29 protein-coding genes are annotated in these 24,433 nt (G+C 66.4%); 1 reads left to right on the top strand and 28 read right to left on the bottom strand.

What is annotated here, in order from left to right; translation table 11 throughout:
- The 19 genes from G539_RS0110715 to parA form a co-directional block, all read right to left on the bottom strand.
- Complete coding sequence (locus G539_RS0110715) at positions 1–1,143, bottom strand: TraB/TrbI/VirB10 family type IV secretion system protein (RefSeq protein ID WP_029075204.1); 1,143 nt, start codon at positions 1,141–1,143, stop codon at positions 1–3.
- Positions 1,140–2,099, bottom strand: a complete 960-nt coding sequence (gene trbG, locus G539_RS0110720) for a P-type conjugative transfer protein TrbG (RefSeq protein ID WP_029075205.1) — start codon at positions 2,097–2,099, stop codon at positions 1,140–1,142. Before trbG ends, G539_RS0110715 begins: the two co-directional genes overlap by 4 nt.
- Positions 2,096–2,785 carry a conjugal transfer protein TrbF gene (gene trbF, locus G539_RS0110725; RefSeq protein ID WP_029075206.1) on the bottom strand — a complete coding sequence of 230 codons (690 nt, stop codon included), beginning with the start codon at positions 2,783–2,785 and terminating at the stop codon, positions 2,096–2,098. The genes trbG and trbF overlap by 4 nt, the downstream gene beginning before the upstream one ends.
- A complete protein-coding gene (gene trbL, locus G539_RS0110730) occupies positions 2,782–4,137 on the bottom strand; it encodes a P-type conjugative transfer protein TrbL (RefSeq protein ID WP_029075207.1) in 1,356 nt (451 codons plus the stop codon). Before trbL ends, trbF begins: the two co-directional genes overlap by 4 nt.
- A gap of 3 nt (positions 4,138–4,140) precedes the next feature.
- A complete protein-coding gene (trbK-alt, locus tag G539_RS0110735) occupies positions 4,141–4,419 on the bottom strand; it encodes a putative entry exclusion protein TrbK-alt (protein WP_029075208.1) in 279 nt (92 codons plus the stop codon).
- A gap of 19 nt (positions 4,420–4,438) precedes the next feature.
- Positions 4,439–5,206 carry a P-type conjugative transfer protein TrbJ gene (gene trbJ / locus G539_RS0110740; RefSeq protein WP_029075209.1) on the bottom strand — a complete coding sequence of 256 codons (768 nt, stop codon included), beginning with the start codon at positions 5,204–5,206 and terminating at the stop codon, positions 4,439–4,441.
- Complete coding sequence (gene trbE, locus G539_RS0110745) at positions 5,203–7,647, bottom strand: conjugal transfer protein TrbE (RefSeq protein WP_029075210.1); 2,445 nt, start codon at positions 7,645–7,647, stop codon at positions 5,203–5,205. The genes trbJ and trbE overlap by 4 nt, the downstream gene beginning before the upstream one ends.
- A gap of 13 nt (positions 7,648–7,660) precedes the next feature.
- The gene (locus G539_RS0110750) at positions 7,661–7,939 is read right to left on the bottom strand and encodes a VirB3 family type IV secretion system protein (RefSeq protein WP_029075211.1); all 279 of its coding nucleotides are present in this window, start codon (positions 7,937–7,939) and stop codon (positions 7,661–7,663) included.
- Positions 7,939–8,205 (bottom strand): TrbC/VirB2 family type IV secretion system protein, encoded by a 267-nt coding sequence (locus G539_RS0110755; protein WP_245576868.1) that lies wholly within the window; start codon positions 8,203–8,205, stop codon positions 7,939–7,941. Before G539_RS0110755 ends, G539_RS0110750 begins: the two co-directional genes overlap by 1 nt.
- Positions 8,206–8,303: 98 nt before the next feature.
- Positions 8,304–9,299: a P-type conjugative transfer ATPase TrbB gene (gene trbB / locus G539_RS0110760; RefSeq protein WP_029075213.1), complete on the bottom strand. Its 996-nt coding sequence runs from the start codon at positions 9,297–9,299 to the stop codon at positions 8,304–8,306.
- A gap of 187 nt (positions 9,300–9,486) precedes the next feature.
- Positions 9,487–9,915, bottom strand: a complete 429-nt coding sequence (locus G539_RS0110765) for a CopG family transcriptional regulator (RefSeq protein WP_029075214.1) — start codon at positions 9,913–9,915, stop codon at positions 9,487–9,489.
- A 5-nt stretch (positions 9,916–9,920) separates the two neighbouring features.
- The gene (locus G539_RS0110770) at positions 9,921–11,906 is read right to left on the bottom strand and encodes a conjugal transfer protein TraG (protein ID WP_029075215.1); all 1,986 of its coding nucleotides are present in this window, start codon (positions 11,904–11,906) and stop codon (positions 9,921–9,923) included.
- A 24-nt stretch (positions 11,907–11,930) separates the two neighbouring features.
- Positions 11,931–13,670 (bottom strand): relaxase/mobilization nuclease domain-containing protein, encoded by a 1,740-nt coding sequence (locus G539_RS0110775; RefSeq protein WP_029075216.1) that lies wholly within the window; start codon positions 13,668–13,670, stop codon positions 11,931–11,933.
- Between the two features lie 243 nt (positions 13,671–13,913).
- Positions 13,914–14,627 carry a lytic transglycosylase domain-containing protein gene (locus tag G539_RS0110780; protein WP_029075217.1) on the bottom strand — a complete coding sequence of 238 codons (714 nt, stop codon included), beginning with the start codon at positions 14,625–14,627 and terminating at the stop codon, positions 13,914–13,916.
- Between the two features lie 69 nt (positions 14,628–14,696).
- Entirely contained in the window at positions 14,697–15,044 is a 348-nt protein-coding gene (locus tag G539_RS0110785; protein ID WP_029075218.1) for a DUF736 domain-containing protein, read from the bottom strand.
- Positions 15,045–15,113: 69 nt separating this feature from the next.
- Positions 15,114–15,659 (bottom strand): S26 family signal peptidase, encoded by a 546-nt coding sequence (locus G539_RS0110790; RefSeq protein ID WP_029075219.1) that lies wholly within the window; start codon positions 15,657–15,659, stop codon positions 15,114–15,116.
- Positions 15,656–16,177: a DUF2840 domain-containing protein gene (locus G539_RS0110795; RefSeq protein WP_029075220.1), complete on the bottom strand. Its 522-nt coding sequence runs from the start codon at positions 16,175–16,177 to the stop codon at positions 15,656–15,658. The genes G539_RS0110790 and G539_RS0110795 overlap by 4 nt, the downstream gene beginning before the upstream one ends.
- Positions 16,174–16,425 carry a ribbon-helix-helix protein gene (locus G539_RS0110800; protein ID WP_029075221.1) on the bottom strand — a complete coding sequence of 84 codons (252 nt, stop codon included), beginning with the start codon at positions 16,423–16,425 and terminating at the stop codon, positions 16,174–16,176. Before G539_RS0110800 ends, G539_RS0110795 begins: the two co-directional genes overlap by 4 nt.
- On the bottom strand, positions 16,422–17,078 hold the full coding sequence (gene parA / locus G539_RS0110805) for a ParA family partition ATPase (RefSeq protein ID WP_029075222.1): 657 nt from the start codon (positions 17,076–17,078) through the stop codon (positions 16,422–16,424). Before parA ends, G539_RS0110800 begins: the two co-directional genes overlap by 4 nt.
- Positions 17,079–17,359: 281 nt before the next feature.
- On the opposite strand from parA, the gene G539_RS0110810 reads away from it, so the two are divergent.
- Positions 17,360–18,406, top strand: coding sequence for an IS110 family RNA-guided transposase (locus G539_RS0110810; protein ID WP_029075223.1), 1,047 nt, complete (start codon positions 17,360–17,362; stop codon positions 18,404–18,406).
- A gap of 244 nt (positions 18,407–18,650) precedes the next feature.
- On the opposite strand, the gene G539_RS24395 is transcribed toward G539_RS0110810, so the two are convergent.
- From G539_RS24395 to G539_RS0110850, 9 genes are all read right to left on the bottom strand, one after another.
- Positions 18,651–19,814: a replication initiator protein A gene (locus tag G539_RS24395; protein ID WP_245576854.1), complete on the bottom strand. Its 1,164-nt coding sequence runs from the start codon at positions 19,812–19,814 to the stop codon at positions 18,651–18,653.
- Positions 19,815–19,832: 18 nt separating this feature from the next.
- Entirely contained in the window at positions 19,833–20,114 is a 282-nt protein-coding gene (locus tag G539_RS0110820) for a helix-turn-helix transcriptional regulator (protein WP_029075224.1), read from the bottom strand.
- Between the two features lie 143 nt (positions 20,115–20,257).
- Complete coding sequence (locus G539_RS0110825; RefSeq protein ID WP_245576855.1) at positions 20,258–20,752, bottom strand: DUF2285 domain-containing protein; 495 nt, start codon at positions 20,750–20,752, stop codon at positions 20,258–20,260.
- Positions 20,679–21,020 carry a transcriptional regulator domain-containing protein gene (locus tag G539_RS27560; protein ID WP_245576856.1) on the bottom strand — a complete coding sequence of 114 codons (342 nt, stop codon included), beginning with the start codon at positions 21,018–21,020 and terminating at the stop codon, positions 20,679–20,681. The genes G539_RS0110825 and G539_RS27560 overlap by 74 nt, the downstream gene beginning before the upstream one ends.
- Positions 21,021–21,145: 125 nt before the next feature.
- Positions 21,146–21,406 (bottom strand): DUF2285 domain-containing protein, encoded by a 261-nt coding sequence (locus G539_RS0110830; RefSeq protein ID WP_029075226.1) that lies wholly within the window; start codon positions 21,404–21,406, stop codon positions 21,146–21,148.
- A 93-nt stretch (positions 21,407–21,499) separates the two neighbouring features.
- A complete protein-coding gene (locus G539_RS0110835) occupies positions 21,500–21,766 on the bottom strand; it encodes a helix-turn-helix domain-containing protein (RefSeq protein WP_029075227.1) in 267 nt (88 codons plus the stop codon).
- A 247-nt stretch (positions 21,767–22,013) separates the two neighbouring features.
- Entirely contained in the window at positions 22,014–22,178 is a 165-nt protein-coding gene (locus G539_RS27310) for a hypothetical protein (RefSeq protein WP_169516635.1), read from the bottom strand.
- Between the two features lie 455 nt (positions 22,179–22,633).
- Positions 22,634–23,038 (bottom strand): single-stranded DNA-binding protein, encoded by a 405-nt coding sequence (locus G539_RS0110845; RefSeq protein ID WP_029075228.1) that lies wholly within the window; start codon positions 23,036–23,038, stop codon positions 22,634–22,636.
- A gap of 826 nt (positions 23,039–23,864) precedes the next feature.
- Positions 23,865–24,281, bottom strand: coding sequence for a hypothetical protein (locus G539_RS0110850; RefSeq protein WP_029075229.1), 417 nt, complete (start codon positions 24,279–24,281; stop codon positions 23,865–23,867).
- Between the last annotated feature and the right edge of the window lie 152 nt (positions 24,282–24,433).

Here is a 24,433-nt window from a genome sequence, read left to right on the forward strand (position 1 = left end):
TCAGCTCCTGTAAGGTTCGAGCACCAAATCCTTGGTGACGATGACGCGGATCGGGAAACCGGGCCGGATGGTCAGGGTCGGCGCGACCTGCAACTGACGCTGGACGATCTGCTGACCGGCCTGGTTGATCGTGTCCTGCGCGCCGTCGCGGATGGCTCGGATCAGGCGGTCATTGTCATCGGTGGCGAGTTCCGCTCCGACGCCGAGCAGGGTCGAGAGCGCGGCCGCCTTGGCGAGATCCCACCAATGGTAATCGACGCCATCCTCCAGGCCGGCATAGCCCTGCGTATCCGCGCCCGGCTGGCGCTCGAGAACGATCGAGCGGCCGTTCGGCATGATGAGGCGGTTCCAGACGAGCAAAACGCGGCGCTGGCCGAACTGCACGGCGTTGTCGTACTGACCGATAAGGCGCGTCCCCTGCGGCACGAGCAGGATGCTGCCGGTCGGGCTGTCATAGATGTTCTCCGTGACCTGCGCGGTGATCTGGCCCGGTAGATCGGAACGGATGCCGGTGATGAGCGCGGCCGAGATGACCGCGCCGGCCTGAAGCACGAAGGGCGATGCCGGTGGCGTGACGCGATCCGGCGTCACCGTGCGCCGGTCGGCCGCCGCATTGAGGAAGGCGAGCTGCTTGTCCTGCGCGGTCGGCTGTCCCGCCGCGCTGGCGGGGTCGAAGCCGGTAAAGCCGGGCATGGCACTCGGCGAAGCGGCAGTCGTCGACCCCTGCCGGGACTGGAAGAAGACGGTGCTGAGGCGGGCGGCCTCTTCCTCGGCGCGACGGCGCTGCTCGGCCTCGTCGACACCGGGTGTCGGAACAACGGGCGGCATTATGGGCTGGCCGGCATTCTGCGCGCTAAGGATCGGGCCGCCGAGATCGCCGGGCAGCGCTGGCCCGAGAACGGGGCCGGTATAGTCGCGCGGCAGACCGGCAAGACCATCGGCGGGCTGACGGTTGGCGGTGGAATAGAGTTCTTCCCCGCCATCGCCGCCGGTGCGTGTTTGGAGCGCATAGATCAGCGCGCCACCGATCCCGACCAGGGCGACAGCCGTGACTCCGGCGAGCATCTTGCGTGACAGACGCGTGACGCGGGGGGCTTCGGCGCGCAGGCGCATGGGAGCTGCATTGGATTCGGCTTCGGTCATGATTGCGGTCTCCCGTCGGTGCGGACGATCCTGACGGTCTGCTGGCGGTCGCCGCTGCCAAGGCGTAGCTCGGCCGCGCCGAACAGGCGATCGACGATTAGGATGTGTTGATAGATGCGTGTATTAGCGATCTGCGCCTCGCCCTCGGGGCCGATGACGAAGATCGGCGGCATTTCGCCCTGCACGATGCCGCGGGGGAACTCGACATAGACGCGGCGGCCGTCGTCATAGACTGCGGCGGGCTTCCATGGCGGATTGCTGCTGCCGGTCAGGCTGTAGCGATAATTACGCGCGGCGACGGCCGGGATGACCGGCGTTGCCGGGGTGGCCTGACGGCCGCCGCCTGCCGGCTGCGGATAGGCCCAGGCGACGACCGGCATATAGGGCTTCTCGCCGGAGCGCAGCTCGACCATGTAGGTGCGCCGGTCGGTGGTGATGACGAGATTGGTGGTGATGTCGGCGCGCGTCGGCTTTACCAGCACATGGACCCGGCGGGCGACGCCGGAGCCGGATTCCGTGTCGCCGATGATCCAGCGGGCGGTGTCGCCGGCCGCGATCGGTCCGGCGCCGGTCAGGCTCTCGCCCGGTTCGAGCGCGATGTTGGTGATCTGGCCGGGCGCGGCATAGACCTGATAGAGCGCGCCTTCCGACCACGGATAGACCTGGATGGCGTTGTAATAGCCCTCGCGACGCGGCTGCACGCGGGCTGCCGCATTGGCATTTTCCACGCGCGCCGTCGGTGTCGCCCCTGCCGTGCCGCCGCGCGCAACAGTCCAGGCCGGCGGGACATGGATCGGCTTCAGCCGCTCATCCGTCACGGCGGCAGGAATGGCCGGAAGCGGCGGGACGCTGTTGTCGTAGCTGATTTCCGGCGGGCGGTTGGTAGCGCACCCGGCGAGCATGGTCGCCGAAAGGAGAACGGCCGCCATTGCGGGCTTGCGGATAGCGCTGCTCATTGGCCCATCTCCCGCGACCAGTTGATGGCGTTGACATAGATGCCGAGCGGATTGGCCTTGAGGCGTTCGGCGTCGCGGGGCGGCTGAAGCGCGATGGTCAGGATGGCGGTCCAGCGCTCGGTCGTGGCGAGCTTACCGTCCTCGTAGCGCCGTTCGGTCCAGGCCACGCGGAACGAATCCGGCGAGGCACGGATGACGCTGGAGACCTCGACGGCGATCTGCTGCCTGCCGACCTTGGCGAAGGGATCGTTGGCGCGGGCATAGTCGTTGAGCGCGCCAGCGCCGCGATCGGTCGTCCACTCGTAGGCGCGAAGCCAGTTCTGCCGCACGATAACCGGATCGGCTGGAATGGAGCGGACCTGCTCGATGAAGCGGGCCAGGTGCCATGCGATCTGCGGATCGGTCGGCCGATAGTCGGCTGTCGCCGGAGCCACCGCCTGCGAGTGGCCGAGATTGTCGACCTGCACCACCCAGGGCACCACGGTCCCGCGCGCCGACTGGATGACCAGCGCGCCGGCGAAGCCGGCGGAGAGGAACAGCGAGCCGAAGGCCATATAGCGCCAGTTCTTCGCCTGCACGCGGGCCGAGCCGATCCGCTCGTCCCAGACCTGCGCGGCGCGCTGATAGGGCGTCCCGGGCTGCGGCGTCTTGCCGTAATGCGCGGCGGGTCGTCTGAAGAGGTTCATGAGCGGTCACTTTCTGAGAGGTTGACGGAGGAGCCGGAGGCGTGGCTCTCGCCGGAGCGGACGGCGTGGGCGGTCGCCTGAACGCCGTGGGTCACGCGCTGCGAACGCTGCATTCGCTTCGCCCAATCGGGCTGGCCCTTGGCGGTGTGGGTGGCGGAAGCGGCGGCGGCTGCTGCATCGGCGGAACCGCCGACCGTACCCATGGTCGAAGACCCGCCGGTCGCGCCGAAGCCGCTCTTCACGCCATCGGAGAAGCTGGATTTGACGCTGGCCGAGGCGCGGCGCAGCGGCGACATGGCGGCGGAGCCTGCCGCGCGTGCGATGCCGCCGATGCCGGAAGCGGCACCCGCTGCGCCGGACTGGCCGAGCGAACCAAGGCTGAAGGCGGCGGATGCCGCGCCAGCGGCCGTTGCCCCGCCGCGCACGGCGGCGGCTCCGCCCGACAGCATTGCGGCTCCACCGCGCGCAGCGAGCATCGCGCCACCGCCCGCGGCCATGGTTGCGCCGGCGGCAGCGAGACCCGTGCCGACGGCAGCGCCAGCGCCGAGCTGCGGGCCGCCGCTGACCAGGCCGGAAGCGATACCGGGGCCGAAGATGCCGAGGCCAAGGAGAGACAGGGCAGCGAGCACGACGGCCATGGCGTCGTCGATGCTCGGGGTTACGCCTCCGAACCCCTGCGTGAACTGGCTGAACAGGGTCGAGCCGATGCCGATGATGACGGCAAGCACCAGAACCTTGATGCCGCTGGAAATCACATTGCCGAGCACCCGTTCGGCCATGAAGGCGGTTTTTCCGAAGAGGCCAAACGGGATCAGGACAAAGCCGGCGAGCGTCGTCAGCTTGAATTCGATCAGGGTGACGAAGAGCTGGATGGCCAGAATGAAGAAGGCGAGGATCACCAGCGCCCAGGCGAAGAGCAGGCACGCGATCTGGATGAAGTTCTCGAAGAAGGCGACCCAGCCCATCAGATCGGAAATGGATTCGAGCAGCGGCCGTCCGGCATCGAGGCCGGTCTGTGCGACTTTGCCGGGGCGCATCAGGTCTGCGGCCGAAAAGCCTGTGCCGGAGCCCTTGAGGCCGAGACCCGCAAAACTCTCGAAGACGATTTTTGCGAGATTGTTCCAATTGCCGATGAGATAGGCGAAGACGCCTACGAACAGCGTCTTTTTCACGAGGCGAGCGATGATGTCGTCATCCGCGCCCCAGCTCCAGAAGAGTGCGGCTAACGTCACGTCGATCACGATCAGCGTGGTGGCGATGAACGCGACCTCGCCGGACAGGAACCCGAAACCGGAGTCGATGTAGCGGGTGAAGACCCCAAGAAACGAGTCGATGACGCTCGCGCCGCCCATGGTTTACCGTCCTTCCGGAGCGGCCGGAGCCGGCTGACGACCGAGGAAGCGGTCGCGTGTCTCGGCCCAGACGCGCAGGCAATCGGTGTCGTCCAATGCCTTTTGTCCGAGCTGTTGGCAGCGGCGTTGGCCTTCGCGCAGCGGGTCGGTGTCGGTTTTTAGAATCCGCACCGGCGAAGATGCTGGCGCATCCTCCTTGCGGTCCAGCTCGATCACCGTCGCCGTGATGGCGACGGCGACGAAGGCGATTGCGCCGAGGCGTGCCAGCATCTTGCCGTCCATGACGATGCTCCCTTCCAGCTTAGTTGCGGTTGAACATCTGCGCGTTGCCGGGCTGGTAGCCCGAGCCTGGCGTCAGGAACCGGCGACGCTGCTCGCGGCCCTGTTCGGCGGCGGCGGCGCGTTCCGCATCGGTCAGCGCGCTTGCCCGGCCATTGGCCGAGATGACCGCGACGAGATCGGAAAGCTGCTGCGATTGCAGAGCGAGAAGCTGGTTGCCGGCCTGCGTCGCCTGCAATGCGCCGGTCGCGGACTGGCTCTGGCCGACTAGCGCCGACATCTGGCCACGGTTCGCGTCGATATTGCCGACGACGCCGGCCTGCACGCGCATAGCGTCCTGCAAGCCTCCGACCGTGTTCTGCCAGCGGTCGCGGGCATTGGCGACGAGCTGCTGATCGGTCGTCGACAGCGAGACATTGCCGTATTGCTGCTGGAAGCTCTGATCGATCTGCTGGACGTCGAAGGCGATGTTCTGTGCTTGGCCGAGAAGCTGTTGGGTCTTCTGGGCGTTCTGCTGCAAGGTCTGAAGCGCCGAATACGGCAGGCTGGCGAGGTTCTTCGCCTGGTTGATGAGCATCTGTGCTTCGTTCTGAAGCGAGGTGATCTGGTGATTGATCTGCTCCAGCGTGCGCGCGGCGGTCAGCACGTTTTGCGCATAGTTGGAGGGGTCATAGACGATCTTCCACGCATGGGCGGGCGTGGTCATGATCGGCGTGAGCACGAGCGGCGCGGCGGCAAGCATGGTTGCGGCGAGCGCCACGGCGCGCGAGCGGAAACGGCGAATGGTCATGGTCGGGACTCCTTTTCGGCTTGGGGGAAGTTCGGGATGAGATCGACGGCCCAGGTCACGTCGCGGGCGGTGAGCCACGCGGCGAGGAAACCGTCGCGGCCGTGCTCGGCGACGAGGTTGGCGATCAGGGTCTGGTCGGATTTCGAGGAGGCGGCGCAGAGCGCGAGGCCGACTTCGGACAGGCCTAGCTCGAACAGGCGGTTGCCGCGCCGGGACTGGCAGTAGTAATCCCGCTTGGGCGTCGCCCGCGCCAGGATCTCGATCTGACGATCGTTGAGGCCGAAGCGGCGATAGATCGCTGTGATCTGCGGCTCGATCGCGCGCTCGTTCGGCAGGAGGAGCCGCGTCGGGCAGCTTTCGATGATGGCCGGCGCGATGCTCGAATTGTCGATGTCGGACAGGCTTTGCGTGGCGAAGATGACCGATGCGTTTTTCTTGCGCAGCGTCTTCAGCCATTCGCGAAGCTGGCCGGCGAACCCTTCGTCGTCCAGCGCAAGCCAACCTTCGTCGATGATGAGCAGCGTCGGCCGCCCGTCCAACCTGTCGCCGATGCGGTGGAACAGGTAGGACAGGACGGCCGGAGCCGCGCCCGTTCCGACAAGCCCCTCGATCTCGAACGCCTGCACGGCAGCGCGGCCGAGCTGTTCAGCTTCGGCATCGAGCAGCCGGCCATAGGCCCCACCAACGCAATACGGGCGGAGCGCCTGCTTCAAGTCGTTGGACTGGAGAAGGACACTGAGGCCGGTGATGGTCCGCTCTTCGACCGGCGCGGAAGCGAGTGAGGTCAGCGCCGTCCAGATATGCTCCTTGGCCTCAGGCGTGATCGTGATGCCTTCGCGCATCAGGATCGCCACGATCCAGTCGGCCGCCCAGGCCCGCTCGTAGGTGTCGTGAATGCGCGCGAGCGGCTGGAGCGCGACGGAGAACTCGTCGCCCTCGGTCAACCCGCCGCCGAGATCGTGCCAGTCGCCGCCCATGGCGAGCGCGGCGGCCCGGATCGATCCGCCAAAGTCGAAGGCGAAGACCTGGGCTTGCTCGTAGCGTTGGAACTGCAAGGCCATCAGCGCGAGCAGCACGGATTTGCCCGCGCCGGTCGGGCCGACGACCAGCGTATGGCCGACGTCGCCGACATGAAGAGACAACCGGAACGGGGTCGAGCCTTCGGTCTTGCCATACAGCAAGGGGGGCGCACCGAAATGCTCATCCCGTTCCGGCCCCGCCCACACGGCAGAGAGGGGGATCATGTGGGCGAGATTGAGCGTCGAGACCGGCGGCTGACGGACATTGGCGTAGGCATGTCCGGGGAGCGAGCCGAGCCAGGCATCGACGGCATTGACGGTTTCGATCATGGCCGTGAAATCGCGGCCCTGAACGACCTTCTCGACGAGGCGCAGCTTCTCGTCGGCAAGACGCGGATCGGCGTCCCACACCACGATCGTGGCCGTGACATAGGCCATGCCCGCGACGTCCTGACCGAGTTCCTGCAAGGCAAGATCGGCATCGGCCGCCTTGTTGGCCGCGTCCGTATCCACGAGGGCGGACGCCTCGTTGGTCATCACCTCCTTCAAAATGGCGGCGATCGACTTGCGCTTGGCGAACCACTGGCGGCGGATTTTGGTCAACAGCTTGGTCGCGTCGGTCTTGTCGAGCAGGATCGCGCGGGTGGACCACCGATACGGGAACGCCAAGCGGTTGAGATCGTCGAGCAGGCCGGGCGTCGTCGCGGTCGGAAAGCCGATGATGGTGAGGACGCGCAGATGCTGGTCGCCAAGGCGCGGCTCCAGCCCGCCGGTCAGCGGCTGGCCGGCGAGCAGCGCATCGAGATAGACCGGCGTTTCCGGCACACGAACGCGATGCCGGTTGGTCGAGACGGTCGAATGCAGATAGGTCAGCGTCTCGCCGTCATCGAGCCAGTCGCATTCGGGCATGAAGCCGTCGAGCAGCGCCAGCACGCGGTCGGTGCGATCGGTGAAGGCGCGCAGGATCTCATGCGGATCGACGCCGCTGCGCTCGCGGCCCTCGTAGAGCCAGGTCTCGGCGCGGGCGGCTTCCTCGGCCGGTGGCAGATAGAGGAAGGTCAGATAATAGCCCGACACGAAATGCGCGCCGGCTTCCTCGAAATCCGCTTTCCTCTCGGCATCGACCAGACCGGAGGCCGGATCGGGGAAGTGGTTGTCGGGATAGGTCGCGGCTTCGGAGCGCTGTGCTTCCACGAAGATCGACCAGCCTGAGCCGAGCCGGCGGAAGGCGTTGTTGATGCGGCTGGCGACGGCGACCAGCTCGGCGGCGACAGCAGAATCGAGATCGGGACCACGAAACGATGCGGTGCGCTGGAATGAGCCATCCTTGTTGAGCACGACGCCCGGCGCGACCAGCGCGACCCAGGGCAGATAGTCGGCAAGGCGCGAAGCCGAGCGGCGATATTCGGCGAGGTTCATCATGGTTGCGCCTCCCTCAGACCGCGAGGAAAGCCGGAATGCGCAGATGCCTGCGCCCGACCTCGACGAAGAGCGGATCACGCTTGGCGGCCCAGACCGCCGCGAAATGCCCGACGGCCCAGATGAGTAGGCCGACCAGCCAGAGACGCAGGCCGAGGCCCACGGCCCCGGCCAGCGTCCCGTTGAGGATCGCGATGGAACGCGGTGCGCCGCCGAGCAGGATGTGCTCGGTCAGCGCCCGGTGGACCGGCACGGTGAAGCCCGGCACGTCCAGTTGCTCGAACGCGCCCGCCATCAGACCAGCGCCCCGCCGCCGAACGAGAAGAACGACAGGAAGAAGCTCGACGCCGCGAAGGCGATCGACAGGCCGAACACGATCTGGATCAGGCGGCGGAAGCCGCCCGACGTGTCACCGAAGGCGAGCGCCAGGCCGGTGGCGATGATGATGATGACCGCGACGATCTTGGCGACCGGGCCTTCGATCGACTGGAGGATTTTCTGGAGCGGTTCTTCCCACGGCATGGAGGAGCCGGAGGCATAGGCGGGCGGCGTGGCCGCCATCACAATGATGGTGACAAGCGCGGTCGAGGCTGCGAGGCGATCATAGGCACCGCGCAGGACCGAGGGTTTCGACGGCTTGGACAAGTTGATCGGTGGCTTCATGCGGGGTCTCCTGTGCTGGTGGGGATGGCCAAAGGGATGGTTTGGGTGACGCGGTAGTCCCCGTCCGGGCCGAGCCCTTCGACGCGGGCGAGCTCGGCGAGCCGGCGCGCGGAGCCTCGGCCGGAGAGGACGGCAACAAGGTCGATGGTCTCGGCGATCAGGGCGCGCGGGACCGTGACGACGGCTTCCTGAATGAGCTGTTCGAGGCGGCGCAGCGCGCCGATGCTTGTTCCGGCGTGGATCGTGCCGATGCCGCCGGGATGGCCCGTGCCCCATGCTTTGAGGAGGTCGAGCGCTTCCGCGCCGCGAACCTCGCCGATGGGGATGCGGTCGGGACGCAGGCGCAGGGATGAGCGGACGAGATCGGAGAGCGTGACGACACCCTCCTTTGTCCGCATGGAGACGAGGTTGGGCGCCGCACATTGCAGCTCGCGGGTGTCCTCGATGATGACGACGCGATCCTGCATCTTCGCCACCTCGGCCAGCAGCGCATTGGTCAGCGTGGTCTTGCCGGTGCTGGTGCCGCCCGCGACGAGGATGTTGGCGCGCGCCGCCACGGCTTCGCGCAGGGTCGCGGCCTGCTCAACGCTCATGATCCCGGCGGCCACATAGTCATCGAGGCTGAACACCGCCACGGCCGGCTTCCGGATGGCGAAGGCGGGTGCGGCGACGACAGGCGGTAGCAAACCCTCGAACCGTTCACCCGACTCGGGCAATTCGGCCGAGACGCGCGGGGATCGGGCGTGAACCTCCGCGCCGACATGGTGGGCAACCAGGCGCACGATGCGCTCGCCATCGGCAGGCGACAGGATTTCGCCCGTGTCGGACAGTCCCTCGGAAAGTCGGTCAATCCAGATGCGGCCATCCGGGTTGAGCATCACTTCGACGACGGACGGCTCCTCCAGAAACCGCGAAATCGCCGGACCCAGCGCCGTGCGCAGCATCCGCGCGCCGCGTGCGATGGCTTCCGGTTTTTGATGGCTGGCAGTCATATCGGCCCCGTTTGTTCACGAGGCGCGACAGACGATCCCCGGATCGGGGTCGATTAAAAGAGCCTGAAATCGGGCCGGTTCAACAAGTATCGGTCGTAGTAGTAGCGTGGCGTGCAAATACAGGAGAACGGCGGTGGAGCCCTGATCTTGATGTCGTTACGGCCTCACCAGATGACGCGCGAGATCGTCACGCCTCGGTGTCGGAGACGTCTTCAGGGATCTCCTGTCGCAGCTTCGGCCCTTTGACGAGGCGCCGGCCGAGCGCGGTGATGAACGCCTCATACCGCTCGGCCGACTTGGCGCGCGCTGCCTGCGCAGCAGGCTCCGGCAAGGCCGGCGTGGTCGTGATCCAGAAGCGGATGAACACCGCCAGGGTCTCGACGGCGATGCCGACGTCCCGCTCCAGGCGGCTCATGCGGCGATCGATCTGGTCGAGGCGCTTGGCGACGACGGCCTCGCGCCGCTCGGCATCGTCCGGCGACAGGAAGGATGCGATGGCGGCCTCGGCGATCATGGACTGCGATTGATCCCGGCGAGCGGCGAAATCCGCCAGCGCCCGCGTCACGTCGGGGTCCAGATAGACCGTGAACTTCGACTTTTTCCGATACCTGGCCATGGCGCTTACAGTTCCATGCCGTCATCGGGGTCGAGCGACACCTGGCGCGCGACACCCTGCATCTGACTGATCATCCGCCGATTGCGCATGGCATCTTCGTCGCTCTCGTCTGGAAGCTCGATCTCGAACTCGTTGGCGATGGGTTCCTTCTTTTCCGTCGGCTTCGCGCGGCTGAGTTCGGGTTGCAGCCGGCGTTCGGAATCGGTGGTGTCTTCCTCTTCCGATCCGTCCGCGGGCCGCGCGTCCAGCGCCTCCGGCCTCGCCGGGATCGGCAGGCTGCTCCAGTCGTCGGGCCGAGGCTTGTCGGGGCGTTTCAGTTGAGGCGGCGACAGCAGGCGCTCGCGGAAACGGGCATCCTCGTAGTAGCGCGCCTTCTTCGCGCGGATCGGCGGCGTGCCGGCGACCATGACGATTTCGTCGCTCGGCGGGAGTTGCATGATCTCGCCGGGCGTCAGCAACTGGCGGGCGGTTTCCGAGCGCGAGACCATCAGATGGCCGAGCCAGGGCGAGAGCCGATGCCCGGCATAGTTCTTCATCGCCTTCATTTCGGTGGCGGTGCCGAGCGCATCGGACACGCGCTTGGCGGTGCGCTCGTCGTTCGTGGCGAAGCTGACCCTGACATGGCAGTTGTCGAGGATGGAGTTGTTCGGGCCGTATGCCTTTTCGATCTGGTTCAGCGATTGCGCGATCAGGAAGGCTTTGAGGCCGTAGCCCGCCATGAAGGCCAGCGCGCTCTCGAAGAAGTCGAGCCGCCCCAGCGCCGGAAACTCGTCGAGCATGAGGAGCAGCCGGTGACGATCGCCCTTCGCCTGCAGGTCTTCGGTCAGGCGGCGGCCGATCTGGTTGAGGATTAGACGGATCAGCGGCTTGGTGCGATTGATGTCGGATGGGGGCACGACGAGGTAGAGCGTGGTCGGGAGCTTGTCGCCCACTATGTCGGCGATCCGCCAGTCGCAGCGCCGCGTCACCTCGGCCACGACGGGATCGCGATAGAGGCCGAGAAACGACATGGCGGTGGAGAGCACGCCGGAGCGTTCATTGTCGGATTTGTTGAGCAACTCGCGCGCGGCGCTGGCGATGACGGGGTGCGGTCCCGCTTCACCGAGATGGCTGGTCGTCATCATCGCGGCAAGCGTCGACTCGATCGGGCGCTTCGGATCGGAGAGGAAAGCAGCGACGCCGGCGAGTGTCTTGTCGTTCCCGGCATAGAGGACATGCAGGATCGCGCCGACAAGAAGGGAATGGCTCGTCTTCTCCCAGTGGTTTCTTTTGTCCAGGCTCCCTTCGGGGTCGACCAATATGTCGGCGATGTTCTGCACGTCGCGCACTTCCCACTCGCCGCGGCGCACCTCGAGCAAGGGATTATAGGCCGAGGATTTCGGATTGGTCGGATCGAAGAGCAGCACGCGGCCGTGGTGGGCGCGGAAGCCGGCGGTCAGCGTCCAGTTCTCGCCCTTGATGTCGTGGACGATGGCCGAGCCCGGCCAGGTCAACAATGATGGCACGACAAGGCCAACGCCCTTGCCCGATCGCGTCGGCGCGAAGCACAGCACATGCTCCGGTCCGTCATGGCGCAGATAGTCGCGGTCGTAGCGGCCAAGAACGACACCATCGGGATCGAGCAGCCCGGCGGCCTTCACCTCTTCCTTCTCGGCCCAGCGCGCCGACCCATAGGTGGCGACGTCCTTGGCTTCGCGCGCCCGCCAGACCGACATGCCGATGGCGACGGCGATGGCGATGAAACCGCCGGACGCGGCGATGAACGCGCCCTGGGTGAATATCTCCGGCGCATAGGCATCGTAGGAGAACCACCACCAGAAGAAGGCGGGCGGATGGTAGAACGGCCAGCCGAACAGGACGAACCATGGCGGCCCGAGCTGCGCCTGAAACCCGAGCTTCCAGGCGACATACTCGGTCGCGCCCCAGGTGGTGGAGAAAACGATGAGGAAGACGATCAGAATCTGTCCCCAGAGGATTTTGGTCGCGGACATTGCGATGTTCCTTGTCTGTTGGAGCTAGAGGCCGAGCCCGCGCTTGCGGCCGAAATCCCAATCGACGCCGCCGCCGTCGCGGGCGACGCCCGAGACATGGCGGCCGAGCTGCTTGTCGAGGGATGGCGACCAGGGCACGAGCTGGAAGCCGAGGCCGTCGTCGATCATGGCGAAGCGGCCGGAGGCGAGCGTCAGGCGCTGGCGGTAGGTGCCGGCGACATATTCCCCGCTCTCGGCCGGTTTGAACGGCTGGCCGGTCTCCTTCGCGAGCCTTCCGGCCACGGCATCGACTTCACGGCGGCGGAGCGTGTCGATCAGGTTGCGGTTGAAGATGATGCGGCGGCCTTGCTGCTCGGCCAATCCTTCACCGACGAGATGCTCCGCGCGTTGCCGCATCGCGTCCCGCACTTCGGCGCCGAAGCCGCCGTCCGACATGGCGACGGGTTCTCGGGCGATGGATTGCCGGTCGAGCCAGGTCGCGCCGGTGGCGCTCACCTGATGCTGGAGATCGAGATCGGAGCGGACGGCGAGCGCGACACGGCGATCGCCTTTCGCGTCCTCGTATGCGCGCAGCTCGACGATCGATCCCGGTGGGCTGTCGCCTGTGGCGTCGAGATGCGGCAGCCGGATGTGATGGGTGCGGCCGTCCACGCCGTCGACCACGGCGTAGGCCGTTCCCTTCAGCTCGTCGTCAAGGCCGCGCTCGACCAGGCGGCCGATGACGGGGACATCGAGGCTCTCGCCGGCGAGGACATAGCTGGCCGAGCCGCGCTCGATCCCGCGTTCGGTGAGCGCCCGGTGCATCCGCTTGATGATGTCGCCGCGCTCGCCGAGTTTGCGAAGCGTGGCTTCGGCCTCGGCCTTGATGAACCATTGCTGGTGTCCGACCTGTCCGGCGAGCCCACGGATTTCGAGGGTGCGCAGCCTGCCGACCTTCAGCGCATGAAACTCGTCCGGCTGCTGGCCGGGCTGCGGCGCGAGGTCGATGATGCCCGACCTGCCGGCGTCGCGGACAAGCTGCCGGTCGAGCTGCGTCCAGCGTTCGGCCTCGACCTGCCGCTCCAGATTGCGGTTGATCTCCAGATCGCTGCGCTGACCGAGCTCCTGGGTGACGAGATCCTGCGCGCGGGCGCGCATTCCCTCCTTGATGTAGTCGCGGGAGATCACGAGATCCTGGCCGTCGTCGGTACGGCCACGCAGGATGATATGGATATGGGGATTGTCGGTGTTCCAGTGATCGACGCCGACCCAATCGAGCTTCGTGCCGAGATCCTTTTCCACCTGGCCCATCAGCTCGCGGGCGTGGTCCTTGAGGTCGGCCATATCCACGGCGTCCTCCGGCGAGACGATGAAGCGGAAGTGATGCCGGTCGTCCTCGCAGCGCGCCGCGAAATCGCGGGCATCCACGTTGTCGCTTTCAGGACCGAACAGCCGCGCCTTCTCCCCGTCTCGGGTCACGCCGTCGCGGCGCAGATATGACAGGTGTGCGCCGAGCGGCGCGGCGCGCGCGCCATGGCGCACCACGCGGGTCTTGATGACCACGATGCGCGAGCGGCCGGTGAGCAGCCGATTGGCCTGAATGCTGGCGCGCTGGCCGCGCCCGAAGCGCGAGCGGTTGCCCGTCGTGATCTTGCCGGAACGGGAGACGCGGCCCCCGGCCTTCTGCGCGGCGGCGAGCGCCTGCGCAATGAAAGGCCGCGCCTGCTGTGCGCGGGTCGATCGGATACGCCCAGGCCGGACGCGAATATCGCTGTCATCGGCCATGACGCAGCCCCGCGCGGTGCAAAAGGCACAGGGAAATCAGTAAGATGGGCGCGCGGCGCACAGTGCGCGAAAGCGCGGCACGGTGCGGAACGCGCCGAAAACCCAAGCAAAAACAACCGACCGACCGAAGCGCACCGTGCGCCTTTTTATCTCGCCATCGTCCGGTTGTTGTGCCTGCCTCTGCCCCTGACGCCCTCCATGGCACGCCGGACCACGATTGCGCGCGAATGGCGGCTCGCACGCTCATGGGCGCTCTCCTTGGGCGGAGCGTGCGACGACAAGGGGCGAATCCGATGTTGCGGCCGGGTCGGTCGGCCTCGCCGTGACGGAGGATCGGCTATCGTCCGAACGCTCACTGGCCGACCGTGACGCGGCGGGGCGAGCGTCGGCGGAACGCACGACGAAGATCGCCGCATCGCGCCAGTCGGGCGGCGGATCGCCCCGCCGGACTGACGCTTCTGATGCGGCCGCACCGCCGAGAACCGGCACGAGCGCGGCGACATAGGCCCGCGTTTCGGCAGGCAACGCGCGGCCGGTGGAACGATGATCGTCATAGCGGCCGGGGCCTGCATTGTAGGCCGCGAGCATCGCGCCGACATCGCCATAGCGGTCCCACATTTCGCGCAGATAGGCCGCGCCCGCCAGGATGTTGTCGTGCGGGTCATAGGGGTCGCGGCCGAGACGGTATCGGACGCGCAAGGCGGCCCATGTGTCGGGCATGATCTGCATCAGCCCCAACGCGCCCGCCGACGAGATCGCGCGCACGTCGCCCGCGCTCTCGGCGCGCAGCACGGCGCGAATCCAGCGTTCGGGGATGCCGAACCGCTGCGCCGCCTCGGTGATGTGGGCGGCATAGGGATCGACGGCGGCCGGACGGGACACCGGGGCCGACTGTGCAAGAGCAGCGCCGGTCGCGCTCGTGGCGAGGATCAGGCCGGAAAGGAGAAAGAGAGCCATGCGCCGGGCGGCGTGATGCCGCCCGTGCGCACTCCGATGGCTCGTCGATGGACGGCGAGCGGGCATCGGTCAGTCCTTCTCGGCGCGGTCGCGCGGACGCGACCAATGCAGTGACCAGTCATTTCCGGCATCGTCGTCGCGGAACAGGTTGGCGCGGATCGGCTGCGGAAATGTCGGATCGTCGATCAGCAACGCGACATATTCGCCTGCCTTCTCGCCGGTGCGCTTCCAGCCCGCGCCGATCTCGGCGGTGGTCTCGTTGCTCATGGCATCGAAGACGTGAACGCGATAATCGGGCGCGTTTTCGGTGTCGGACGGCTCGGCCGGAACGATGATGATGTCCTGGACGAGCAGCAGCGTCAGAAGATTGCCGATGAAGCCGGTCTCTTCGCGTCTGAATTCACCAATCTGAGGCATGATTGCTTCCTTTGCGGTGGCGTTGAAAAAGCCATCGGCGAGCACCGCTCCCGCCGATGGGGGAAGCTGTCAGCGCGTCGGCGCGCGCCACTCGAACCGGCCGTTGCCGTCTTCGTCGGTCCACAGCGGGATCGCATGGCCGATGATCTGGTCGGTGGAAGTCAGGCCGAAGTAGCGACCGTCGAGGCTGTCGCGGACCTGCCAGTTCATGAGGAAGACTTCGCCGGTCTGGATGCGGCGGCAGCCGTGCCAGACCGGCAGTTCCCGTCCGATCCGGTCGCGCTCCAGCGCCGCGCCCATTTCGATCCCGTCCACGGTGATCGTGCGGCCGGTGCGGCAAACGGTCTGGCCGGAAACGCCGAGAACGCGCTTGATGAGCGGCACGCCCCTGGGCAGATAGCCGCGCTCGGCCATGAAGGCGGCGAGCGGTTCGGGGGCATCGACCGCGACAAGATCGGTGACGTCGAACGGCCCGTCAAAGTCGATCGTGTAGAAGCCGACAGGCGCGCTGGCCGAGGCGTTCCACATCAGCTTGACCGGCATCGGCGTGAGCGCCGGATAGGCGATGCCCATCGTGGCGAGCGCCATGACGAGGACGAGGCTGGCGCGCGTCATGGCTGGACCTTCCTGCGCAGGAGGAAGGCGCGATGCTGTTCGAGCGTGTAGGCGCGCGGCTGATGGGCGGCGGCCATCCGGTTGTGGACGTGCCGCCAGTGCTCCGGCGAAACGGCGTCCGCATCGATGCCGATCGCCTCGATCGCATCGACATGGCGCAGCACGTCCTCGACCTTCGGCCAGCCCTCGATCTTGAGCAGGATTTCGCCGCCCGGCCGCACGAAAGGCAGCGTCTGATACGCTTCGCCCGGCTCGACCGCCCGCACGATGTCGATGCGCGAGATGATCGTGCCGAAGTCGTTCGCCGCCCATCGCACGAAGGCGAAGACGGTGTTCGGCCGGAAAGAGAGAATGCGCTGGCGACGGTCGACGATCTGTTCGTTGGCCGCCTGGCCGAACCTGATCCAGTATTCGATCTTCTTCTCGATCCACGTCAGCTCGACGCGGGTCATGCGATCATGGGAGAGCGCGGACGGCATTGGGCCGCCGCGCGCGCGCGGGGCCGCGGTGCCGGTCATTCGGGGTCTCCTGGGTTCGGGGGAAATTCGCGCGTGAGCAGCTCGCGCAGCATGTCGGCGACGGTGACGCCGCGCCCGAAAGCCGCGATCTTGATCCGGCCGCGCAGCTCCGGCGTCACGTCGATGGTGAGCCGCGCCGTGTAGGCGGTCGCCTCGGATGCGCGCGGCGAGCTCTCGGCCGTCTTGATCCATTGCTCGGGATCGGCGGGGCGCTTGGCGAAGCCGCGCTTCTCGACGCGGGCCGTCATGACGCGGCTCCGTTGCCGATGCGCAGCCGCCCGATCTCAGATGCGAGTGCAACGATCTCGCGGGCGGCGGGCGAACGGCTGTCGATTTCCGAGGCGAGCCGCCCGGACTGCGCGGCGTCGGCGAAGACGATGCGCTGACCGATGGTCGCGGCGAGCACCGGCGGATCGTGATCGGCCAGCGTCTCGGCGGTCTCGCGCGCGATGACGGTGCGCGCGGCGCAGCGATTGAGAACGAAGCGGGCGACGAGCTGCGGCCGGTAGATGCGCGCTTCCGACAGGAGCGAAAGCATTTCGGCTGAAGCCCAGCCGTCGAGCGGCGAAGGCTGCACCGGGATCAGCACGAGGTCGGCGGCGAGCAATGCCGACCGCATGAGGCCGGCGACGCGCGGCGGGCCGTCGATGACGATGTGATCGACATCGCGCGCCAGCTCGGGCGCTTCGCGGTGGAGCGTATCGCGCGCCAGGCCGACGACGCCGAATGCGCGCGGCAGGCCCTCCCGGCTGCGCTGCTCGGACCAGTCGAGTGCCGAACCCTGTGGGTCCGCGTCGATCAGCGTGACACGGCGGCCAGGCCCGGCGAGTTCACCGGCGAGATGGAGCGCGAGCGTCGTCTTCCCGACGCCGCCTTTCTGATTGAGAAGCGCGACGATCATCGGCGTCCCCCCGGCGGATCGAGGGGAAGCCGGGGCGCGTCGGGATCGCCGGCCTGTGCGGTCGGGAGGCGCTTTTTCGCGGCTACGCTGAGGCTTCTGGCGGCGTCGCGGATGAGGTTTTCCACATCGCGCGCGCGCTCTTCAAAGTTAGATTCTTGGTTAGCCGGGGTACTGACTGGTGCCCGCTGGTCAGCGTTTCGGCTGTGGCGATGATGCCTTCGTGAAGCGATCGTGGAAGACGGTGCGCGGTGCTCCGTCGGGATCGGCGACGGAGGTGAACCATGGAGTTCTATGCGGGACTGGACGTGTCGCTGGAAGCGACGAGTGTTTGCGTGGTGAATGGCGAGGGCAAGGTCGTCCGGGAAGGAAAACTGCCGTCCGACCCGGATGCGATCGAGCTGTTCCTGGCCGAATGGGGCATCCATCTCAAGCGGGTCGGGCTGGAAGCCTTCTCGTTCAGCGCCTGGCTGTATGCCGCCCTCGATGAAAAGGGGCTGCCGATCGTCTGCATCGAGACCCGCCACACCAAGGCGGCGCTCAACGCCATGCTGAACAAGACCGACAGGAACGATGCGCGAGGCATCGCGCAGTTGATGCGCACCGGCTGGTTCCGGCCCGTCCACGTCAAGTCGCGCGAGGCGCAGGCGCTGCGGATGCTGCTTGCCGGCCGCAAGGCGCTGCTCGGCAAGGTGCTCGACATGGAGAACATGATCCGCGGCCTGATCCGGCCGTTCGGCCTGAAGGTCGGTCCGGTCTCCATCGGCAAGTTCGACGGGCGCGTGCGCGAACTGGTCGCCGGCCTTGCCGAGCTGGAGCAGATCGTCGAGCCGCTGCTGGCCGCGCGCGCGGCGATGCGCTTGCAGTTCGCTCGCATGCACCGATTGGCGCTGGCGGCTGCGCGCCAAGACAAGGCGGTGCGCCGGATGATGACGGTGCCCGGCGTCGGCGCCATCGTGGCGCTGACCTTTCGCGCCACCGTCGACGATCCGGCCCGGTTCAGGAAATCCGTGACCATCGGCGCCCACTTCGGGCTGACGCCTCGACGCTACCAGTCCGGCGAGACCGACTGGTCGGGGCGCATCTCCAAATGCGGGGACGCGATGACGCGGGCCATGCTCTACGAGGCGGCGATCGCGATCCTCACGCGCATCCCGAAGACCTTCAAGCTCAGGCTCTGGGGGCTGAAGCTCATGAAGAAGAAGGGGCTGAAGAAGGCTGCGACCGCCGTGGCGCGGGCGTTGGCCGTGCTCCTGCACAAGATCTGGGTCGATGGTTCGACCTTCCGATATGGCGTCGGCCTGAAGGGCGGCCGGATCGCTCGCGCATGATGGCAGCGTAAGCGATCCGGCCGCGCCCTTCCGGCGCGTCACCAGGTTCCGCCACGGCGGAGCGGCGTCTCCCGGGGAGACGGGGACACGGGCGAGATCGAAACTTGAGTTGCCGGCAACCTTCGGGCGAAACCGCACGGCGCTTGTTAGCCTGACCGCCTGGTCTCCAGATCCCGGAATGTGGCGGACACCATGCCGACCACGGACGTTAGCGAGTGCTCCTCGGAGAGACATGAGCCGCACCTCAGCGTGACGATGATGGAAGGGAACGGCCGCAGCGGCGGCAGACGGCGGCGTTCGCGCGTCCTGGAGGGCGCTCGCCGATGTCGTGTTCGGTAAAAGCGGCTTTACGGATCAGTCTGTCGGTGACAGATTGAAGTGGAGAGGCGTTGTCTCCACAGCCCACTGACTCACAACAACAAGTTAGAGTCAGTACGTTAGACTCTAAGTTAAGGGCGCGAATCCGCCTGCGATTTCCAGACGTTAAGGCCGGTTTGGGTTCCTGATAGCACGAGCCTCGGGTTCCCGATGGCACGATAGTCCGGGTTCCCGATAGCACGAGCCCGTCCACAGGTTTTCCACAGGCCGGGAGCGGCTCGAAAGCGAGCAGCGTGCGCCCGCCGATCTCCACCTCCAGCGACAGGACGTAGCCGGGTAGCGGCTGGCGCCGCACGATGTCGCGCATCTCGAACGCGAAGCGTTTGAACGGCGACAGGCTGCCGGATTTGACGTGGAGATGGCGCAGATCGAAACGCCAGCCGTCGCGCTGGCGGCCGCCGTGCTTGCGCACGATGCGGTAGAGCCAGCGGTCGAGACCGCCGGTGAGATGGAAATAGGCCGGGTCGATGGTGAGGATGAGCGCGTCATCGAGGACGGCTTTGTAGAACCAGTCGGGGACGATCAGTTCGATGCCGTCCGGCCGCCCATGGCGGTCGGTGCGCTCCTGCCATTCGTTGATCCATGAAAAGCGATGGCGGCGGCCTTCGGCCGGCTGGCGGATCGATGTCGAGATGGTGGTCGATTGCAGCCGGTCCAGCGCCGCCTTGAGGCGCTGATAGTCGCGCAAGCTGGTGCCGCGTCCGACATAGGTGAGGATTTCATAGGGCGTCGCGGCCATCAGCCTGGACGTGCGAAGCCCGTTGTCGCGGGCTTCGACGATCTGGCTGGCGGCCCAGATCAGGATGTCGGCGTCCCAGATCGTGGCCATGCCATGATCGGGAACGGCCTCGACGCGGATCGTGATGTCGCCGGCCGAAAAGTCGATCGGGGCCACGCGATGGGATTTGGAGAGGGAGAAGAAGGGATAGGCCATGAGATCCTGCGCATCTCGTGGCGCGAAGTCGCCGGGGAGCGCGCGAAACAGATCGAGCTGCCCACGCTCCGAAGAGTCACGACGCCGCACCACCATGAAAGGGTCCGGCCACGATCAGCGCGCGTATCGGCCGGCGCTCTGGCCGGTCGGCAGCGTCTGGCGCTTGGCGGGCAGCACGGAGCCGCGCGGATCGGAGGTCGAGGTGACGGCGCCGCGCTCGGCCCAGGTTTCGAGATCGTCGACGGCATAGACGACGCGCCCGCCGAGTTTGCGGTAGGCCGGGCCGGTGCCGTAGGTCCGATGCTTTTCGAGGGTGCGGGCGGACAGGCTGAGAAACTCAGCGGCTTCCTTGGTCCGCAGGTAGCGTGGCGGGAGCGCGGCGGTATCGGGTCGCATGGGGCGGGCCTCCGTGGGGTTGCTGGGGGCCGCTGGCGATCAGCGGCTGACAACGACCACGGTGGCGGAGAACCGTCGGCGGGATGGATGGGGGACTTGAGGTGGCCTAAATCTCCACCCCGGAGGCCATGGCGGCGCGGCGACTAGGAGCGGCGGCGCTGGCGAAGGAGTTGCAGATAGCCCCCGTTGATGAGGGCAAGGCCACCTTCGACGAAGGCAATGACGGCATCACGTAGCGGCGAAGTCTTCCAGGGCTCGGTGTCGACGCGCGCCGCGCCGTAGATTGCGATGGCGATCTCGCGATAGGTGGCGCCGTTCATATGGCCGTCGGCGGCGCGCAGCTTCAGGCGAAAGCGCCGCCGCTGCTCGGCGGTCATGCGCGTGTCGCGCGGTGGCGGGCGGCCGAGCCAGATGCGCGCCATTCGCGTCAGGGCGTCGATCCGGTCGAGGACGTCGGCATCGAACGGAACCAGAGCCGCGAGCTGGTCGTCTGGAACCGTGCCGGAAAGGAGAAGCACCGGGATGTCGTGCTCGGAGACAGACGCATAGGCGCCTTCGGGAGCATTACGCCCTACGGCGAACGCGTCGGCGGATGCAGCGGAGGCAGGCGGCAGAAACTCGGGTCGGCGCGTCAGCATGAGAACGGCGCCATCGCATGAGGGCGACCACACGACATTCTGGTCCAGCGCGGACAGGCCCGGCCTGGCAGCGAAATCGCAGCCCCCAAAGCTGTTCTGCATCTTTCGGAAGCGGTACGGCCTCGGCGGCCGTATTCGCTAGACCGCTGTAGAGTTCCTGATAAGGAACGTATCGGCGAAGGCATTCCCAAGCGAGACCTTCGACCGGCAAGCTATCGAAATAGTCATATCGGCTGTCGTCCCGCCAGTCGCTTGTATCTGGCCTCATCGTTCAACTCCTCGCATATTACGCGCACAAGTCGAACGGCCAGTTTTCCTATTTCATCTTAGGTGGCGGAAGGTCGGGAGACGACATTGCGCGATGTCGAAAGAGCATCGCGCGAGCATCGGCGATCAGCGCTGGGACTGGCGCAGAAGGTGCCGATAACCGGTGTGCGTCATCCAGCGGGCGCGCGCGAGATGACTGTCGTGGATGCGTCGACAGCGTTCGGGCTCGTGTGCGGGATCGAGACCGAACAGGATCTGCACCGCCTCTGTCCAATCGGCGCCATCGGCATCCGCGTCAAGCAAGCGCGCGTAGAGCTTGACGTGCGCCTTGTCGTAGGCGGTCAGTTCCTGCCCTGCCGGTGCGGTATCTTCGAATGTCTCGATCATCGTGCAGGCTCGATTACTAAGCGGCTGCTGCATCTAGACCAAGTTTGATCCAAAATGGAGCGATGGCAAGCGTCGACGGGATTTGCACGCCGATCAACGCGCGCCGTTGGATGGATTGGGTTTACTTCCGCGCTCATCGACCAGCAACACTCCTTGCCCTTTATCGGTGGACAGGAGGACGATGCCGGCAGCTTCCAAGGCCCTGCGCACCTGATCGCGCGTCGTCTCGTACACATCGAGTCCGCTTTCGGATTCGAGGCGTTTGAGCGCGGTCAGCGATATGCGGGCCTTGTCAGCGAGCGTCTCCTGTGTCCAACCCAGCAACGCGCGTGCGGCCCGTGATTGTCGGGCGGTGATCATACATGATCACCTCCCATTCAGACCTACGCGTACTCCAGAACTACGGCTATTTTAGTCGTTCTGGCTTCTTTTTGCCAGCCCAAAGGCGCTGCGCGGAACCCGCGATGACTTGCTGCCGGCGCAGCGATTCGCGAGGCCGGGTGGCGTCGGGAAGCCTATGAGGCGGCCCCAGCCCCGTCCCACACCGACGACCGCATTGGGCGGGCGGCGTCTGAAATAGATGGAGGGGCGGATGATCCGCCCCGTCTCATGCGAAGGGATCGATCTCGGAGACGATGGTGTCGTCGTCGCCGTCATATTCGGTGGCGGGCATCACGCTCATGGTGCCGTCGCCGGCGCGAAAGATGATGATGGCGACCATCAGGGTGGAGGCGAGGCTGGCGGCGTAGGCGTTGGCAGTTGCGAGGGTCATTGTCCGGCTCCCGATTTTGGCGGGGACCATTCCCCGCTCGACGGGCACCCGAAGTGTTCTGGGCTCGGCCGGGGTCATCGCGCAGGCGAAGACGAAGCGACCGCACGCTTTGCGTAGCGGACCCCATGAGGGTTGACCCTGGAAGGCCGGGGCCGGAACCAAGGTTAAGCCATAAGAGCGGGGTGGTTTCCGGCTGCCGGAGCCGGTTGTCCCTGCAATGCCATTGCCGGTGCTGCTCTGGCTCGCCGCCTGACGATCGCGATCCGGCCACCGCCGTTCGTGACCTGCGTGATGCCCGCCGCCGGATATGTGCCTGACGCACGCCCGGTTGTTCCGATCCCGCGCGTGAGACTGTGCGTAGCCCCGGCGTTGTGGGGCGATGCGAGTGGGGCGGCGCTCCGGCGCGAACATGAGAAATCCCGGCGGCTTTCGCCGCCGGGTCTGCCGCCGTCCGGTTAGAACGGGATGTCGTCATCCATGTCGCCCTGGTCGTCGCCGCCGTTCTCGGTCTGCTTCGCCCGGCTGAGGAAATCGACGGTCTCGGCGATGATCTCGCAGCCGTAGCGGTCGTTGCCCTGCTGATCGGTCCATTTGGTGTAGTGGATGCGGCCGCGAACCAGAACCTTCATGCCCGTATCGCAATATTGCTGGATCGTCTTGCCGAGGCCGTTGAAGGCGGTGATCCGGTGCCATTCGGTGTCCTGCACCCGGCGGCCTTCGCTGTCGCGGACGACTTTGCCGTCCGAGTAGCGGGGGCGCGAGGTCGCGAGGGTGAAGTGGGTGATCCTGGTGCCGCCCTGGGTGGTGCGGGTTTCCGGGGTCTGGCCGATGTTGCCGGCGAGGATGACGATGTTCTGCATTGTAGGTCTCCGTTGCGTCCGGAGGGACCATTCCCTCCGACGAGACCCGACCAAGGCCGTCGGGAGACTCCTGCATCGCCGCCTTCGGCGGCGGCTTGACCCCCAAGTTCCGGGTGGAGCGGGCAGCCGCGCCCGGCGCGGCAACACGGCCGGAAACCGCGGGGGTTGCCGGAAGGAAACAGAACGGACTTAGGGGATCAGTCAGTCGGAGGGATTGGTGCTTCCGTAAGCCCGATGGAGACCGGAGCCAGAACAGCATCCTTGCTGGCGGCAGATGACGACAGGGCCAGACGCACCGCCCTGATAGCGCACCGGCCACGTTCTCCTTCGCCTGCCGACCCGCGCCGTGGCTTCGCAGGCAAGCGAGAATTTCCGCCAGAATGACGCCTGCCGGATTGCCCGCACCGATAGCCGGATCATTGTGCCGCGGGATGAAGCTCGAGCCAATTCATTGCAGGAAAGGCATGAAGGTCTTCGCAGTGCAGTCCGTAGCGCAACGCCATGGGCTGACCGGCACCGCATCGCCCGCCGCGATCGCAGATCCCGACCGATCCCGACGCACCTGGCCGAACGGAGCGGCCGACACTGCGATGGCGGTTCAACGACGGCGATGACACTCTGTTCTGATCGGACGGCGGGAGGCCCGGCGGCGAAAGCTGCCGGGATGGTCATGGGAGCGATGGATCGCCGCCGCCCCGTGTCAGCGATTGAAGCCGAATGGCGGAAACGCGCCGCAGGCGTGGTTCCGGCGCAGCCGAAAGCGCGGCCCGAAGGGCGACACCCTTCCTTTCAGGCCCATGCCGCCAACATCACCGCAGCAGCGATGTCAGCGTGAAAGCGCAACCGTTCCGACCGCATTGAGGTTCAGCACCGCCGCGATGCCGATGACGATGCCGCCGATCCCGCCGAGGATGTTGATGGCGATGGCCGAGTCGATCATGTGCTTGGTCACGCCATGGACCAGCGCGAAGCCGGCGATGACGGCCGGAATGGCGAAGATGGCGAGCGCGATCAGCCGTAGCGCGGGATTCCTGGCAAAGCCGAGCACGGCGATCACCAGCACGATGGACCCGATGGCCGCACCGACGGCAACAAGGGCGGACATCATGAAGCCCGAGCCGGTCGCATAGACGTATTGGAAGGCGGTGATGCCGGTCATCACCGGCAACGCATAGATGGCGAGATGCCAAGCGATCACGCAGAAGGTGATGGTGAGCGAGATGGCGAGAAGGATCAGCGTCATGGAAACCTCCAGATGATCGGTTGAGGATCACGACAGGCTGCCGGGAGATACGCTCCGCCTGCGACTATGCTGCTTCGCCGGTTCTGCAAGGAAGCGTCATCAAAGCCATTTGTCTGCTGTGCCGTCAAGTATTGGCGGTTGAAACAACCGCC

The organism is Kaistia adipata DSM 17808 (genome assembly GCF_000423225.1).
GTDB lineage: Bacteria > Pseudomonadota > Alphaproteobacteria > Rhizobiales > Kaistiaceae > Kaistia > Kaistia adipata.

What these genes read in the sequence shown, in the direction of transcription:
- G539_RS0110795 (WP_029075220.1), bottom strand. Translation starts at nt 16,177, where the DNA reads ATGACCGGCACCGCGGCCCCGCGCGCGCGCGGCGGCCCAATGCCGTCC.
- trbE (WP_029075210.1), bottom strand. Translation starts at nt 7,647, where the DNA reads ATGATGAACCTCGCCGAATATCGCCGCTCGGCTTCGCGCCTTGCCGAC.
- G539_RS0110835 (WP_029075227.1), bottom strand. Translation starts at nt 21,766, where the DNA reads ATGATCACCGCCCGACAATCACGGGCCGCACGCGCGTTGCTGGGTTGG.
- trbL (WP_029075207.1), bottom strand. Translation starts at nt 4,137, where the DNA reads ATGGGCGGCGCGAGCGTCATCGACTCGTTTCTTGGGGTCTTCACCCGC.
- G539_RS0110850 (WP_029075229.1), bottom strand. Translation starts at nt 24,281, where the DNA reads ATGACGCTGATCCTTCTCGCCATCTCGCTCACCATCACCTTCTGCGTG.
- G539_RS0110770 (WP_029075215.1), bottom strand. Translation starts at nt 11,906, where the DNA reads ATGTCCGCGACCAAAATCCTCTGGGGACAGATTCTGATCGTCTTCCTC.
- G539_RS0110810 (WP_029075223.1), top strand. Translation starts at nt 17,360, where the DNA reads ATGGAGTTCTATGCGGGACTGGACGTGTCGCTGGAAGCGACGAGTGTT.
- G539_RS24395 (WP_245576854.1), bottom strand. Translation starts at nt 19,814, where the DNA reads ATGGTGGTGCGGCGTCGTGACTCTTCGGAGCGTGGGCAGCTCGATCTG.
- G539_RS0110800 (WP_029075221.1), bottom strand. Translation starts at nt 16,425, where the DNA reads ATGACGGCCCGCGTCGAGAAGCGCGGCTTCGCCAAGCGCCCCGCCGAT.
- G539_RS0110780 (WP_029075217.1), bottom strand. Translation starts at nt 14,627, where the DNA reads ATGGCTCTCTTTCTCCTTTCCGGCCTGATCCTCGCCACGAGCGCGACC.
- trbG (WP_029075205.1), bottom strand. Translation starts at nt 2,099, where the DNA reads ATGAGCAGCGCTATCCGCAAGCCCGCAATGGCGGCCGTTCTCCTTTCG.
- G539_RS27310 (WP_169516635.1), bottom strand. Translation starts at nt 22,178, where the DNA reads ATGACCCTCGCAACTGCCAACGCCTACGCCGCCAGCCTCGCCTCCACC.
- trbF (WP_029075206.1), bottom strand. Translation starts at nt 2,785, where the DNA reads ATGAACCTCTTCAGACGACCCGCCGCGCATTACGGCAAGACGCCGCAG.
- G539_RS0110845 (WP_029075228.1), bottom strand. Translation starts at nt 23,038, where the DNA reads ATGCAGAACATCGTCATCCTCGCCGGCAACATCGGCCAGACCCCGGAA.
- G539_RS0110775 (WP_029075216.1), bottom strand. Translation starts at nt 13,670, where the DNA reads ATGGCCGATGACAGCGATATTCGCGTCCGGCCTGGGCGTATCCGATCG.
- trbJ (WP_029075209.1), bottom strand. Translation starts at nt 5,206, where the DNA reads ATGACCATTCGCCGTTTCCGCTCGCGCGCCGTGGCGCTCGCCGCAACC.
- G539_RS0110785 (WP_029075218.1), bottom strand. Translation starts at nt 15,044, where the DNA reads ATGCCTCAGATTGGTGAATTCAGACGCGAAGAGACCGGCTTCATCGGC.
- G539_RS0110715 (WP_029075204.1), bottom strand. Translation starts at nt 1,143, where the DNA reads ATGACCGAAGCCGAATCCAATGCAGCTCCCATGCGCCTGCGCGCCGAA.
- G539_RS0110765 (WP_029075214.1), bottom strand. Translation starts at nt 9,915, where the DNA reads ATGGCCAGGTATCGGAAAAAGTCGAAGTTCACGGTCTATCTGGACCCC.
- G539_RS0110755 (WP_245576868.1), bottom strand. Translation starts at nt 8,205, where the DNA reads ATGGCGGCCACGCCGCCCGCCTATGCCTCCGGCTCCTCCATGCCGTGG.
- G539_RS0110750 (WP_029075211.1), bottom strand. Translation starts at nt 7,939, where the DNA reads ATGGCGGGCGCGTTCGAGCAACTGGACGTGCCGGGCTTCACCGTGCCG.
- trbB (WP_029075213.1), bottom strand. Translation starts at nt 9,299, where the DNA reads ATGACTGCCAGCCATCAAAAACCGGAAGCCATCGCACGCGGCGCGCGG.
- G539_RS0110790 (WP_029075219.1), bottom strand. Translation starts at nt 15,659, where the DNA reads ATGACGCGCGCCAGCCTCGTCCTCGTCATGGCGCTCGCCACGATGGGC.
- G539_RS0110830 (WP_029075226.1), bottom strand. Translation starts at nt 21,406, where the DNA reads ATGATCGAGACATTCGAAGATACCGCACCGGCAGGGCAGGAACTGACC.
- parA (WP_029075222.1), bottom strand. Translation starts at nt 17,078, where the DNA reads ATGATCGTCGCGCTTCTCAATCAGAAAGGCGGCGTCGGGAAGACGACG.
- G539_RS27560 (WP_245576856.1), bottom strand. Translation starts at nt 21,020, where the DNA reads ATGAGGCCAGATACAAGCGACTGGCGGGACGACAGCCGATATGACTAT.
- G539_RS0110820 (WP_029075224.1), bottom strand. Translation starts at nt 20,114, where the DNA reads ATGCGACCCGATACCGCCGCGCTCCCGCCACGCTACCTGCGGACCAAG.
- G539_RS0110825 (WP_245576855.1), bottom strand. Translation starts at nt 20,752, where the DNA reads ATGCTGACGCGCCGACCCGAGTTTCTGCCGCCTGCCTCCGCTGCATCC.
- trbK-alt (WP_029075208.1), bottom strand. Translation starts at nt 4,419, where the DNA reads ATGGACGGCAAGATGCTGGCACGCCTCGGCGCAATCGCCTTCGTCGCC.